A 14,359-nucleotide genomic window follows, 5' to 3' on the forward strand; every position below is an offset into this window, starting at 1 on the left:
TATAATGTCAGGAAACATTCTGATCATCGATGATGAGATCAAACTCCTTAAGTTACTGGGAATGATCCTCTCCCAAGAAAATTTTAATGTAAAAGAAGCTTCTACAGCACGTTCAGCGATGACAATGCTGGAGCAATATGATTTTGATGTTGTTTTAAGCGATGTCCGTCTGCCTGATGCTTTTGGAGTAGAACTGATAAAGTCTATTAAAAGCAAATATCCTCAGCTGGAAATTATTCTAATGACTGCATTTGGAAATATCACGGATGCAGTACAAGCCATGAAGAATGGCGCTTACGATTATCTGGTGAAAGGAGATGATAATGAGAAAATTATACCATTGGTGTATAAAGCCCTTGAAAAGGTAAAGGATAATAAATCTAGAATGGTCCAGCAGGTTATTACGAAAGGTTTTGATCAGATCCTGGGTAAATCACCTTTAATTCTGCAGGCTAAGAAATTAGCAGAAAAAGTGGCTTTAACGGATGCTGCTGTGCTTCTTACAGGAGAAACAGGAACGGGTAAGGAAGTCTTTGCCAGTGCTATTCATGAAGGAAGTGACAGAAATAAAAACAGCTTTGTGGCAATCAACTGTTCAGCATTTAGTAAAGAGATTTTGGAAAGTGAGCTTTTTGGCCATAAACAGGGGGCTTTTACAGGGGCGATAAAGGATAAAAAAGGGTTGATTGAAGAAGCAAATGGAGGGACATTATTTCTGGACGAAATTGGTGAGATGCCGATAGAACTTCAGGCTAAGCTGCTCAGAGTTCTGGAAACCAGGGAATTTATCAAAATGGGTGAGACGAAAGTTTCAAAGTCTGATTTTAGATTGATTGCGGCTACCAACAGAGATCTGGAGGTTGAAATAAAGCAGGGAAACTTCAGAGAAGATCTCTATTTCAGATTGAATGTATTTGAAATCAGTCTTCCGTCTCTGCGCAATAGAAAAGAAGATCTGAAAGTACTTGCGAAGAACTTTATTGATCTTTTTTCTCATAAACTTCACTTGTCCTCTGTTCAGGTGAGTCCGGACTATTATAAAGCGCTAGAAGTAAATGAATGGAAAGGAAATATTCGTGAGTTGAGAAACGCTGTAGAGCGGAGTTTGATTTTAATGGATAACAATATTCTTGATGCTGAAAGCCTTCCTCATTATTCCGAGAAAGCAGTTCCGGAAAGTGATTCGCTAAGCATTCGTTCACTGGAAAAAATACATATCCAAAAAGTATTACAGTACACAAAAGGAAATAAAGCAGAAGCTGCCCGTTTACTAGAGATCGGTATTGCTACGCTGTACAGAAAGCTTGAAGAATATGGATTGAAATAAATCTTTTATCATTTTAATAAAGAGCCTATCATTTTGATAGGCTTTTCTGTTTTTATATAGTTTGGTTATTTAGGTTAATGTGTTGATATATAGATTTTTACTCGATTGTTTTTCAGAATGGACTTTCTTTTGGCATATAGTCTCTGAATAAAATATTTTAAAATGACAATTTCAAGAAAAACGTTTAAAAAACGGGAGCATTCAACTTTTAGTCTGCTGATTGTATCGTATGTATTACTGACTCTTTTAACCCTAATGATTAAGATATGATGCTTATAAGTTTAATTCTGCTTTTTGCAGTGTTGTTTTGGCTTTTATATAAATCAGTTGAATTTTTTGATAGAATATAAATTATGTGGAGTTTATTTTTCCTCTCAATACTTGCCTTTGTGTATATCTGTTATGTTTTAATTAAACCTGAAAAATTTTAATTGGTCATGAATACAGAAATTTTAGGCATTATAGCAATGTTTGCTGTCACGTTAGTTATCGGAATATTTTTAGGTAAATACATAGCTAATGTTTATGGATACAAAAAAACTTTCCTTGATCCGGTTTTTGAACCCATTGAAAAGTTAATTTATAAAATATCGGGAATCAATCCTTCCCGTCAGATGAATTGGAAACAGAATATGTATGCCATGCTGGCGATCAATCTGATCTGGTTTATCATTGGTTTTCTTCTTTTAATGAACCAGGCCTGGCTTCCTTTAAATCCTGATGGAAATCCGAATATGTCACCCGATCTGGCTTTTAATACAACTATTTCGTTTTTAGTCAATTGTAATTTACAGCATTACTCGGGAGAAACGGGAGTAAGCTATCTGAGCCAGCTTTATCTGATGTTTTTACAGTTTGTAACAGCAGCAACAGGGATGGCGGCAATGGCGGTTCTTTTCAAAGCTTTTAAAGAAAAAACAAGCACAGAATTAGGGAATTTCTACGATTTTTTCACAAAATCAATGATCAGAATTCTGGTTCCAATAAGTATAATTGTAGCTTTCATTCTTTCTATCAATGGAAGTCCGATGACTTTTGAAGGAAAGGATCATATGATTACATGGGAAGGTCAGAAAGCTGATGTTTCCAGAGGTCCTGTATCTGCATTTGTTGCCATTAAACATTTAGGCACTAATGGAGGTGGGTTTTTTGGAGCCAACTCAGCACATCCGCTTGAAAATCCTAATTATATAACCAATATGACAGAGATGGTCACTCAAATGATCATTCCCTTTGCATTGGTATTTGCACTGGGTTTTTATCTGAAGAAAAGAAAGCTTTCATGGGTGATCTTTACCGTAATGACAGTCGGTTTTCTTGCTCTTACCATTCCGAATGTTGTGAATGAAACAGGAGGAAATCCTCTGATTACACAAATGGGAACAGACAACAGTCTGGGAGCAATGGAAGGCAAAGAAATACGCTTCGGAAGTGCTTCATCTGGTTATTGGAGTATCGCAACTACAGTTATTTCCACAGGGTCTGTGAATTCTATGCATGACAGTACAATGCCGCTTTCAGGGATGAATGAGCTGCTTGCGATGATGATCAACTGTTTCTACGGAGGCTGTGGAGTCGGAATTCTGAACTATTTCATCTTTATCATTCTGGCGGTATTCATAAGCGGTTTGATGGTAGGGCGAACCCCGGAATTTATGGGCAAAAAGATTGAAGCCAAAGAAATGAAGATCGCGATGATTGTAGCTTTATTCCATCCTTTCTTAATTCTTGCAGGAACAGCTTTAACGGCTTATTTACCGGAATTTGGAACAAAAACATTGAATAATCCCGGTTTCCATGGTTTCAGTGAAATGCTTTATGAATTTACCTCTTCTGCAGCAAATAACGGATCCGGATTCGAAGGACTTGGAGATAATACCCCTTGGTGGAATATCTCAACAGGAATTGTGCTGTTACTATCAAGATTCATCCCGATTATAGGACCGGTAGCGATTGCAGGACTATTGGCACAGAAGAAATATATCCCTGAAAGCTCAGGAACGCTGAAAACAGATACGGCTACTTTCGGATTTATGACACTGGCAGTGATTCTACTGATTGCAGCACTGTCTTTCTTCCCTGCATTGACCTTGGGTCCTATTGCAGAGCAGATTCAGTATTTCTCAAAATAAATGTGAACATTAAAAATTACAATCAATATTAACCATTAAGGATGCTGAGAAGTTTGAGGAAGCTAGTCTGACACTTACTGAAACGTTCACTTAATATTATCCATATCTATCCTTATTATTTGGCAGACCTTAATGGTGATTATTGATTTACAATGATATAAACTCTTTCAAAAAATGAAAAATCAGTCACAAACATTGTTTCAGAGAGATTTGGTAAATGAAGCGATCAAGCAGTCCTTCGTAAAGCTGAATCCGAAAATTATGTTTAAAAATCCAGTAATGTTCCTGGTGGAAGTCGGAACAGTTGTCATGTTCATTGTGAGCATGTTCAGTCTTACTGGTGATAAAAGCCAGGGAAGTTTTTCCTACAATTTTTTAGTATTTATTATTTTATTTTTCACCGTTCTGTTTGCGAATTTTGCAGAAGCTATAGCAGAAGCAAGAGGAAAAGCGCAGGCTGATACTCTCAGAAAGACAAGAGAAGAAACTCCAGCCAAATTAGTGGTTGATAATAAACCCGGGTTTCAGGTAGAAACAGTGTTGAAAATGTCTGCTGAAATGACTTTAGGTGATATTTTCCTTTGTGAAGCCGGAGATCAGATTCCGATGGATGGTGAGATTATTGAAGGTCTTGCAACCATTGATGAGTCTGCCATTACCGGGGAAAGTGCGCCTGTAATCCGTGAATCAGGAGGAGATAAAAGCTCTGTAACAGGAGGCACAAAAGTTCTTTCAGACAGAATTAAAGTAAAAGTAACAACAAAACCGGGAGAATCCTTCCTTGATAAAATGATTGCTCTTGTAGAAGGAGCATCAAGACAGAAAACACCTAACGAAATCGCATTAACTATACTTTTGGCAGGATTTACCCTTACATTTATTATTGTTACCCTTACTTTAAAGCCTTTTGCAGATTACGCGCAGACTCCGATTACCATTGCGGCATTTATATCTCTTTTCGTTTGTCTTATTCCGACAACAATTGGAGGTCTGCTTTCTGCAATTGGGATTGCAGGGATGGACAGAGCATTGAGAGCGAATGTGATTACCAAAAGTGGTAAAGCTGTAGAAACAGCGGGAGATATTGATGTTCTGCTGCTGGATAAAACAGGAACAATTACTATCGGAAACCGTAAAGCAACCCAGTTTCATCTTGCAAACGGAATTCAGCTTGAAGAATTTATTAAAGCTTCTGCACTAAGTTCTGTAGCTGATGAAACACCGGAAGGAAAATCAATCATTGAATTAAGTGCTTTGAAACCTGAAGATTTATTGGTTCCTAATCCTACTTATATTGATTTTACAGCAGAAACTAGAACTTCAGGGATCGATTTTGACGAAACAAGAATCCGTAAAGGAGCTTATGATACCATAAAAAAACTGACTGAAAAAGCCGGGAATATCTTCCCAAAAGAAACCCAGGATGCGGTGACCAAAATTTCTGAAAATGGAGGAACTCCTCTGGTGGTAGCCGTTAATGAAAAAGTATGGGGTGTAATTGAACTTCAGGATATCATCAAAACAGGAATTCAGGAGCGTTTCCAGAGACTGAGAAAAATGGGAGTAAAAACGGTAATGGTAACCGGAGATAATCCTTTAACAGCAAAATTTATTGCAGAAAAAGCTGGAGTAGACGACTTTATTGCTGAAGCCAAGCCTGAAGATAAGATGAATTACATCAAAAAGGAACAGCAGGAAGGGAAGCTGGTAGCCATGATGGGTGACGGTACAAACGATGCTCCGGCGCTGGCTCAGGCAGATGTAGGAGTAGCAATGAACAGCGGAACACAGGCGGCAAAAGAAGCCGGAAACATGGTAGATCTCGATAATGACCCAACAAAGCTGATCGAAATTGTGGAAATCGGGAAGCAGCTGCTGATGACAAGAGGAACATTGACAACTTTCAGTATTGCAAACGACGTTGCAAAATATTTTGCCATTATTCCTGCGCTCTTTATCACTTTTATTCCTTCGCTTCAGAAGCTGAATATTATGAATCTTCACAGCCCTGAAACAGCCATATTATCAGCGGTTATTTTCAATGCAGTGATCATTCCATTTCTGATCCCGCTGGCGTTAAAAGGGGTGGCTTATAAGCCAATTGGTGCAAGTGCCTTATTGAGAAGAAACCTTTTGATCTACGGTCTGGGTGGAGTCATAGTTCCGTTCATTGGGATCAAAATGATTGATCTGGTAATCAGTTTATTTTATTAAAATTTTAAAAATGAAAAATCATATTGTTTCAGCATTCAGATTAACTCTTGTAATGCTGGTGGTTACAGGTATTTATCTGGCAATTGTATACGGAGGTTCTAAAATACTTCCCAATAAAGGAAACGGAGAAATTGTTTATAATAAAGGGCAGAAATTTTATGCCAATATCGGACAGGAATTCAAATCTGAAAAATACTTTCATGGGCGTCCTTCTTCTGTCAATTATAATGCAGCAGGAAGTGGTGGCAGCAACAAAGGGCCAAGCAATGAAGAATATCTGGAAACTGTACAAAAAAGAATAGATACTTTAAAAATGAAGAACCCTGAAATGGGAAATACTAAAGTTCCTGTAGAACTTGTTACGGCAAGTGGTAGCGGTCTGGATCCTGATATTTCTGAAGAAGGAGCTTTGTACCAGGCAAAGAGAATCGCAAAAGTGAGAAGCCTTTCTGAAGAACAGATCAAAAATTTAATCAATAACCAAACTGAAAAGCCCTTTTTAGGACTTTTCGGACCATCAAAAGTCAATGTTCTGAAGCTTAATATTGCTTTGGATCAGTTAAAATAATAAATTTAATAACCGATAATCATGTCAAGGATTTAAACCCTGACATGATTAACATACCTTAATAAAAGTGAAAAAATATTTAGCTATAGGTGCCATATTGGGAATGTTTTTCTCAAAAGCCCAATCATCAGATTCATTGAAAACAGGGAATAAAGTGACATTTTCCGCTTATGCAGAACTCTTTTATACCTATGATTTTAATGAGCCGGGCAATCATATGCGTCAAAACTTTTTATACTCATATAACAGACATAATGAAATGAATCTTAACCTGGGATTAGTTAAAGCCAACTATCAGAGTGAAAATCTCCGTGCCAATGTAGCTTTAATGGCCGGAACTTATGCCCAGGATAATATGGCAGCTGAACAAGATGCTCTGCGCTATGTAAATGAAGCGAATATCGGAATCAAAATTTCTAAAAATAAAAACCTGTGGATTGATGCAGGGATCATGCCGTCTCATATCGGCTGGGAAAGTGCCATAGGAAAGGATAATATTAATCTGACCAGAAGTTTTGCAGCAGAAAATTCTCCTTATTTTGAAACGGGTGCCAAAATTTCTTATACCTCAGATAATGGGAAATGGTTTTTAAGCGGATTGGTCTTGAATGGCTGGCAGAGAATTGCCAGGCCTGAAGGAAATCAGAGTATTTCTTTCGGACATCAGGTGACCTATAAACCCAATGATAAAATTACCCTGAACAGCAGCTCGTTCATCGGGAATGATAAAGCAAAGGATGATAAAAGAATGCGCTATTTCCATGATTTGTATGGAAGCTTTCAGCTGACAGATCAGTTTTCAGCGGTATTAGGATTTGATATCGGAGCAGAGCAGAAGTCAAAAGGAAGCGAGCAGTATAATATCTGGTACAGCCCCAATGTATTAATGAAATATCAATTAGACAACAAATGGGCACTGGCAGGAAGATTAGAATATTACAATGATAAAAACGGTGTGATTATCAGTACAGAAACTCCCAATGGATTTCAGACTTTCGGATATTCTCTCAATGTAGATTATGCAATCTTTAAAAATGTGGTTTTCCGTACAGAGGCAAGAGGTTTTACTGCTAAAGATGCCATTTTTGCAAAAAATGATGAATTTAGAAAAGGAAATTTCTTCATCACAACAAGTCTTGCAGCCTGGTTTTAGTGATCAGTTTAACCACAGTTGAACGTGTTTAAAATAAAATTAAAAAGAATAAAATCAATGTCATCAGCAAAAGATTTTTTAGAACTTATCCAGAAATCCCGTAAAGGAAAATTCAAAATTTATATCGGGATGAGTGCAGGTGTAGGAAAGACTTTCCGTATGCTTCAGGAAGCGCATTCTCTTTTGCGAAATGGCATTGATGTAAAGGTTGGTTATATAGAAACCCATGGTCGGGAAGAAACCGTGGCACTGGTAGAAGGACTTCCTGAAATTGAAAGAAAATCGGTTTTTTATAAAGGAAAAAATCTTGAAGAAATGGATCTTCAGGCTATCATTAATGAACATCCTGAAGTCGTTTTGGTAGACGAGCTGGCCCATACCAATGTAGAAGGATCTAAAAATAAAAAAAGATGGCAGGATGTCCTGGAAATCCTTGATAATGGGATCAACGTTATTAGTGCCATGAATATCCAGCATATCGAAAGCCTGAATGAAGAAGTAAAGAAAATCACAGGAGTAGAAGTGGCAGAACGTGTTCCCGATAAAATTCTGGCATTGGCAGATGAAGTGGTGAACATTGACCTTACAGCTGATGAACTGCTGACCCGTTTAAAGGAAGGAAAAATCTATAAAAAGGAAAAAATTCAGACCGCTCTGAGCAATTTTTTCCAAAGTGGGCATATTCTCCAGCTTCGTGAGCTGGCTTTAAAAGAAGTGGCTACCCATGTGGAAAGGAAGGTAGAAACAGAAATCAAAACTGAAAATTTTAAACCCATAAAATTCCTTGCCTGTATCAGCAGCAACGAGAAAATTGCCAAAACAATTATCCGGAAAACAGCGAGATTAGCCAGTTACTATAACAGTCCATGGACTGTTTTGTACGTTCAGAAACCTTCTGAAAATCCGGAAAAAATTGCACTCGATAAGCAGCGGTATTTAATTAATAATTTTAATTTAGCACAGGAATTAGGCGCCAAAGTAGTCCGGATCAAAGAAAGCAGTGTTCATAACGGAATCCTGGAATATGTGATTGCCCATAATATCACAACGGTCTGCATTGGTAAACCTCATGCCAGTTTCTGGCAGCGAATGCTGGGCTACAGCTGGATCTATACCCTTATGAACAGGCTGAATGAAAGACAGATAGATATTATTATTTTATCATAAAAATAATGAAACTTAAAACGAAACTTACCTTAGGCGTTGGCCTTTTATTTCTGCTGATCGTTCTGCTTTCAGTGATAGGTTCTGTATACATCAATAAATTAAAATCTGATACTGAAAAGATTCTTACCGCCAATTACAACAGTCTGGAATTTTCCAAGAATATGCTTCTGGCCCTGGATAATATCAGTACAGACAGTACCGTTGCAATAGCAGATTTTAGGAAAAATAATAAATTACAGGAAAAGAATCTTACAGAATTTGGAGAAAAAGAAGCTACCCAGAACCTCAATATGCATTTCAGCAGCTATCTGAAAGCACCGGACATCCATAAAGAAAAACTAATCCGCGAGGATCTGGCGAAGATTATGTCTTTGAATATGAAAGGCATAGAACGGAAGAGTGATATCGCCATCATTACAGCAGAAAATGCCACGTTCTGGATCGTAAGTTTAGGAACAGTGTGCTTCCTGATTGCTTTTATTCTGCTTTTCAATTTACCACAAACTATTGCAGAGCCAATCAATCAGTTAACCTTCAGTATCAAACAGATTGCTGATAAAAACTATAATGAGAGGGTGCATTTCAAAGGAAGTGAAGAGTTCAGCAGTCTGGCAGATTCATTCAATACGATGGCGGAGAAACTTCAGGAGTACGAAAGCAGTACACTTTCCAAGCAATTGATGGATAAAAAACGGATCGAAACACTGGTGAACAATATGCATGATGCGGTGATTGGCCTGGATGAGAATCATTTTATCTACATGATCAATGATGAAGCATTGAAGATCACCAATCTCCATAAAGAAGAAATCATTGGTAAAACGGCTCATGAAGTAGCCATCAACAACGATCTGATGCGCGAACTGCTGAAAAATATTGACCATCCGGTAAAAGACCCGATTAAGATTGTCCGTGATAATAAAGAAAACTATTTTGAACAGGATATTGTTCCCATCAATATTGTAAAAACAGGTGAAAAGGAGAAAAAATATATCGGAAAGGTAATTTTGCTGAGAAATATTACCCCTTTTAAAGAACTGGATTTTGCTAAAACCAATTTCATTGCAACGATTTCCCATGAATTGAAAACTCCGATTTCTGCTATTAAAATGGGCGTTCAGCTCCTTGGAAATCAAAAGTTTGGGGAACTGAATGAGCAGCAGCAGGAATTATTGAAAAGCATCAATGAAGATGGGCAGCGTTTACTGGATATCACAGGAGAATTGCTTAATCTTTCTCAGGTAGAATCGGGAAATATCAGACTGACCGTGGAAAAATGTTCTCCTAAAGAAATTGTACAGACTGCTGTAAAGAATGTTGAAAAGCTTGCCGAACAGAAAAATATCACCATTAGTACAGAATATCTTTTAGAAGAAAGCGATGCGGTAACTGCCGATTTTGATAAAACAGTCTGGGTGATGAATAACTTTCTTACCAATGCTGTGAAACACTCTTTTCAGGATGAAAATATTCAGATTGTAGTAGAAAAACAGAACTCATTTATTCAGTTCAGTATTGTTGATACCGGAAGCGGAATTGATGAAAAATATCACCGTCAGATCTTTGACCGTTATTTTCAGGTTCCCGGAGAACATCAGAACGGAACAGGGCTGGGATTAGCAATCTCCAAGAATTTCATTGAAAAACAGCATGGAGAAATAGGAGTGAAGAGTTCTCTGAACAACGGGAGTACATTTTACTTCAGACTGCCGGTTTCATAACGATTAATGTTATATTTTAGTGTCATAGAATTTAAAGAACTTATAACTGTGAATATCAAAACTATTGCTTTCTTTTTTGGATTTATAATCGCTAACTTTTGTTTTGGTCAGCAAGAATTTCGTGAAAATTTTACTTTAAAACTTGCGGTTGATTCTGTGAAGTATTATCAGCAGGAAGTTAAAAAATCTCCTTATTTTGTTAAGGAAAATACTTTACAAATATACCCTGGTGAACATTTATTTATAGAAGCAGAGGTTAAAAACGGAAAATTGGAATTAATGAAGGTAGTTAAGGAGAATATAAACCCGTCAAAGACCATAGAAATAGAATTTTCGCAAGATGATGAAGATAAAAAACATAAAGGTATGATGCTTCAGGTAAGTAATCCCTTTGATAAAAATCTCTTATATGATGCAATGATGTATACTGTAGGAAAAAGCCAATGGGTTGAAACCTCAATTCTTCCAGTAAAACCTAAGTTGATGAGCTTTGAATTATGGAATGACGTTATTATTACGCTTGTGCTTCATAACTGGAGATTAGAAAACTGATAATCCTATTCTTTATATTTAATATTTACGATAAAAACAGAAATGAGAAAAACATTAGGACTTTTATTGATTTTACTAAGTATTCAGATCTCTGCTCAGACATTTTCATTAGAACAACTTAACGGCTTCAACAAACTGACAATGGATGAGTTTAAAAAGGAAATGAAACAGCAAAAGTTCAAGTTTTATGACAGAACTGAAGGTTTAGGTTTTCTTTTAACTGAATACGAAGCCCCAGACTATACCTCAAAAATCGGAAAGTTTGAATATACTGAAGAAAAATCAGAAGATAGAATTGAATTTGAGTTTAAAGAAAAGAAAGAATATGATCATTACCTTAAACTGATATTGGCAGCCGGATATAAAGAAACCGGGAAAGGAAAGATTATTACTAAAGAACCATACAGAGACTACTACAGGAATAAGGAACATATCAGGCTGATTCTGCCAAAGCCTGGAGAAAGTTCTCCATATACTATTATTGTTTTCAAGTAAATAGGATTGCACATATAAGCTGAAGTAATATGATGCAAAGACTGTAGATTTTATGATTTGAGTAAATAGTTTTAAATAAAATTTCTAAATTTGAATTTAAATCGCACAAGATGAATACGTCAGATTTAAAAATTAATTTGATCAACAGGATCACCCAATTAAAGGAAGCCAGAATTATTGAAGAAATTCAAAAAATTCTTGATTTTGAATTGGACCAGAATGAATATATTCTTAATGATGAGCAAAAAGAAAGAGTTGCTGAAGGAAGAAAAGAATATAAGAATAAAGCATACCTTACTGAAGACGAAGCCAACCAGGATATTGAAGAATGGCTAAAAGAAAAATAATCTGGACTGTTAAAACCCATCAAGAAAGAAAAGATATCCTTGAACGCTATGAGATAAAATCTAAAAGCTCAACTTTACGATAATAAAAAAGGCTGTGAAATTGATCACAGCCTTTTTATATGAAATTTTTATAAGCTTAATCTTTAATAAACTTTTGTACAAGTACTTTGTCCTTTGTGAAAGCTTTTAGAATATAATTTCCTTTGGAAAGTTCTGAAACAGAAATTAAATTTTCAGTTACATTTGTTGATCTGATAATTCTTCCAGTCGCATCATAGATTTCAGCTTTGATAATTTCCTGCTTGGATCTGATATTTAAAACATCTTTTGCAGGATTAGGATAAACAGAAATACTCTGGTTTTCCTTATCAATTTCTGCTGTTGCCAATACATTTTGAACGCTTGTTGTGTAAGTATTGGTTACAATAGGGTGGTTGTAATCAAAATAGATTCTCGCTGTATTACTGAAGCTGTCTCCAAGATTTAAGGTAGATTTTGTTTTGATTTTGAACGAAATATATCCGTCATTATTCGCATCATCAAAAGGTAGTTGGATATTTTCAAAGATGAATTCTACCGTATTTGGATTGGTAATTCTTGTTACAAAATTGTGACTTCCGTTCAATGCAACTAAACTTGATATATCAAATTTAGAAGTATCAATAACATCTTTTACAACAATATTCTGTGCATTTGCGGTTCCTGTATTTTCAAATCTGATCAGGTAATGTACATAATCTCCCACCTGGGTTTGCGTAATAGTAGTTCCTTCAAGACAGGTCTTATCATTCGGATCAAAAGAATTCACAGCCGATTGGTTCAACATAAACTTATTGTCAGCAGGTGTTTCATCAGTAGCTCCGTTGATTTGTGCCATGTAATGCAGAATGTCCCCGCTGTTTAACGGTGGAGCCTGTGTTGGTGTATTTAATTTCAATTTTACAGTGATTTCTCTGGTTTCCAGAGGAAGAAGATTGGTGAAATTCCAGGTTAACATTCCTGTAGACTGTATATCGGGAGAAACTGTTGCATTCAGGAAATTCATCAGGTTATCATTGAAATTGAAAGCAATATTTCCTGATTGGGCAACCGTTCCTTTATTTTTGTAAACAATTTTATATTTTGTATTAAATCCTGGAATAGCAGGTGTAGTAGGAATTATAAGGATTTCAAGATCATGGTGAGTTCCGTTAGGAGCTAAACAGAAATTTTGGGTTAGCGGACTTGTTTGTGTGGGAAAGTTAACGGTCAAAGTACTCGGAGATATTGTCCAATAGGCTGGATTTTCTGAAATAGGGGTAATCGTATGAGTACCCGCCTGTAAAGGAATAGAATAATTCCCTGACGAATCAGCGATCATACTTCCTGAGGCAGATCCACTTGTAATCGAAAATTTTTGAAACGATTTGTTAACATCATTGGGGTCACAGCCATTGTTGTTAATATCATACTTTGTATTACCGATAACTTTATAGTAAGTACCGCCCGGTGTGAATGAACAGTAGGAATTCAAATTGATATTGTTGAGTGAATAAGAAGTTAGATAATTACTAATCGCTGTGAAATCATCATCATCACAGCAAATATATTTAAGATTAGGATTGTTATTATTAATATGAAACCAGGATGCAACATTCAATACAGTTCCTCCGCTTTTCAGATTCATGTTTTTTAGAAGTGGATTGTCGTAGATCGTGATATTTTCCAGTAAAGGATTCATACTTAAATCCAATGTTGTAAGATTATTGTTTAGAGAACTAAACTGTCTTAAAGCTGGAAAAATTGAAAGATCTATAGCTGTTAAACCTGTAGATTGTAAACCAAGAGATTCTATATTTGTTGTATTATTGAAAGATAATGTTGATATCGGACTTTGTGAAAAATAAACAGTGTCTAAATTTTGTAAATTATGTAATTGAAGTGATGTTAAAGAATTACAATTATAAATTCCCAGATTATTCAGATTTGTACAACCTGTCAGATTAATATTATTGGTTGAAGAGCTGTTTCTTATTTGAAGCCATTCCAAAGCACTCATATTACTAAAATCTAAAGATTGAATATTAGTCTTATTGATCTCCAAAGATTTCAAATTAGGACAAAGACTAAGATTAATAGCATTGATAGGCTGAGTAGAATTTAGATTGTTAATAAGAAGACTTTTCAATGAATTGCTTTGCAGGTTGTAACTCGTAATATTATTATGCTCGGAAGACATTGTTGCTAAAGATGTACACCCTGCAATATTTAGAGAAGTTAATTGTGAATTATAGTTTATTGCTAAAGCGATGAGGTTAGTCATAGTACTTACGTCAACAGTAGAAACAGAAGTCCCATAGAGATATAGATCTGTTAAATTAGTAAAGCTTTTAATACCTTCGAGGGATTGAATATTGGCTCTGTTTCCATAATAAAGATCAGACAGCTTTACAACATTATTAGCTTCGCTTTGCTGTATGATGCCATCATTATTAGTGTCAACGGGAATACTGATTCCATATTGATCTTTTGCATAGCCATTGCTGTAATTAGCTGTTAGCAAAAAGTTCTTAAAAGCTGCATCAGGAATATTCACAATCTGTGCCTGAAACACTGCAAAAATCATCATAGAAATGATGAAGTAGATTTTTTTCATGTATTATTAGTTTGGAGTTATTGTTATGATTAAAAAACAAAAGTAAAC

Annotated in this window: 12 protein-coding genes; 11 read left to right on the top strand and 1 reads right to left on the bottom strand. The window is 35.9% G+C overall.

Annotated elements, in window-relative coordinates; genetic code table 11:
- Window positions 1-4: 4 nt before the first annotated feature.
- The 11 genes from KYG33_RS20060 to KYG33_RS20105 all read left to right on the top strand — a co-directional run bounded on the left by KYG33_RS20060 (window position 5) and on the right by KYG33_RS20105 (window position 11,676).
- On the top strand, window positions 5-1,327 hold the full coding sequence (locus KYG33_RS20060; protein ID WP_219072296.1) for a sigma-54-dependent transcriptional regulator: 1,323 nt from the start codon (window positions 5-7) through the stop codon (window positions 1,325-1,327).
- A gap of 353 nt (window positions 1,328-1,680) precedes the next feature.
- Window positions 1,681-1,758: a potassium-transporting ATPase subunit F gene (locus tag KYG33_RS22645; RefSeq protein WP_077415921.1), complete on the top strand. Its 78-nt coding sequence runs from the start codon at window positions 1,681-1,683 to the stop codon at window positions 1,756-1,758.
- A gap of 6 nt (window positions 1,759-1,764) precedes the next feature.
- Complete coding sequence (gene kdpA / locus KYG33_RS20065) at window positions 1,765-3,459, top strand: potassium-transporting ATPase subunit KdpA (RefSeq protein ID WP_219072297.1); 1,695 nt, start codon at window positions 1,765-1,767, stop codon at window positions 3,457-3,459.
- A gap of 174 nt (window positions 3,460-3,633) precedes the next feature.
- A complete protein-coding gene (kdpB, locus tag KYG33_RS20070; RefSeq protein WP_219072298.1) occupies window positions 3,634-5,673 on the top strand; it encodes a potassium-transporting ATPase subunit KdpB in 2,040 nt (679 codons plus the stop codon).
- A 10-nt stretch (window positions 5,674-5,683) separates the two neighbouring features.
- The gene (gene kdpC, locus KYG33_RS20075) at window positions 5,684-6,241 is read left to right on the top strand and encodes a potassium-transporting ATPase subunit KdpC (protein WP_077415826.1); all 558 of its coding nucleotides are present in this window, start codon (window positions 5,684-5,686) and stop codon (window positions 6,239-6,241) included.
- Window positions 6,242-6,308: 67 nt separating this feature from the next.
- Window positions 6,309-7,394, top strand: coding sequence for a porin (locus KYG33_RS20080; RefSeq protein WP_257468847.1), 1,086 nt, complete (start codon window positions 6,309-6,311; stop codon window positions 7,392-7,394).
- Between the two features lie 57 nt (window positions 7,395-7,451).
- The gene (locus KYG33_RS20085) at window positions 7,452-8,561 is read left to right on the top strand and encodes a histidine kinase (protein ID WP_047383121.1); all 1,110 of its coding nucleotides are present in this window, start codon (window positions 7,452-7,454) and stop codon (window positions 8,559-8,561) included.
- Between the two features lie 5 nt (window positions 8,562-8,566).
- Window positions 8,567-10,282 (top strand): ATP-binding protein, encoded by a 1,716-nt coding sequence (locus KYG33_RS20090; RefSeq protein ID WP_077415824.1) that lies wholly within the window; start codon window positions 8,567-8,569, stop codon window positions 10,280-10,282.
- Between the two features lie 48 nt (window positions 10,283-10,330).
- Window positions 10,331-10,834, top strand: a complete 504-nt coding sequence (locus KYG33_RS20095; RefSeq protein WP_219072299.1) for a hypothetical protein — start codon at window positions 10,331-10,333, stop codon at window positions 10,832-10,834.
- A 42-nt stretch (window positions 10,835-10,876) separates the two neighbouring features.
- The gene (locus tag KYG33_RS20100; protein ID WP_077415820.1) at window positions 10,877-11,329 is read left to right on the top strand and encodes a hypothetical protein; all 453 of its coding nucleotides are present in this window, start codon (window positions 10,877-10,879) and stop codon (window positions 11,327-11,329) included.
- Window positions 11,330-11,439: 110 nt separating this feature from the next.
- The gene (locus KYG33_RS20105; RefSeq protein WP_077415818.1) at window positions 11,440-11,676 is read left to right on the top strand and encodes a hypothetical protein; all 237 of its coding nucleotides are present in this window, start codon (window positions 11,440-11,442) and stop codon (window positions 11,674-11,676) included.
- Window positions 11,677-11,812: 136 nt separating this feature from the next.
- Here KYG33_RS20105 and KYG33_RS20110 read toward each other — a convergent pair whose 3' ends face one another.
- A complete protein-coding gene (locus KYG33_RS20110; RefSeq protein WP_219072300.1) occupies window positions 11,813-14,311 on the bottom strand; it encodes a T9SS type A sorting domain-containing protein in 2,499 nt (832 codons plus the stop codon).
- Window positions 14,312-14,359: the final 48 nt, after the last annotated feature.

It is taken from the genome of Chryseobacterium sp. D764 (assembly GCF_019317325.1).
GTDB lineage: Bacteria > Bacteroidota > Bacteroidia > Flavobacteriales > Weeksellaceae > Chryseobacterium.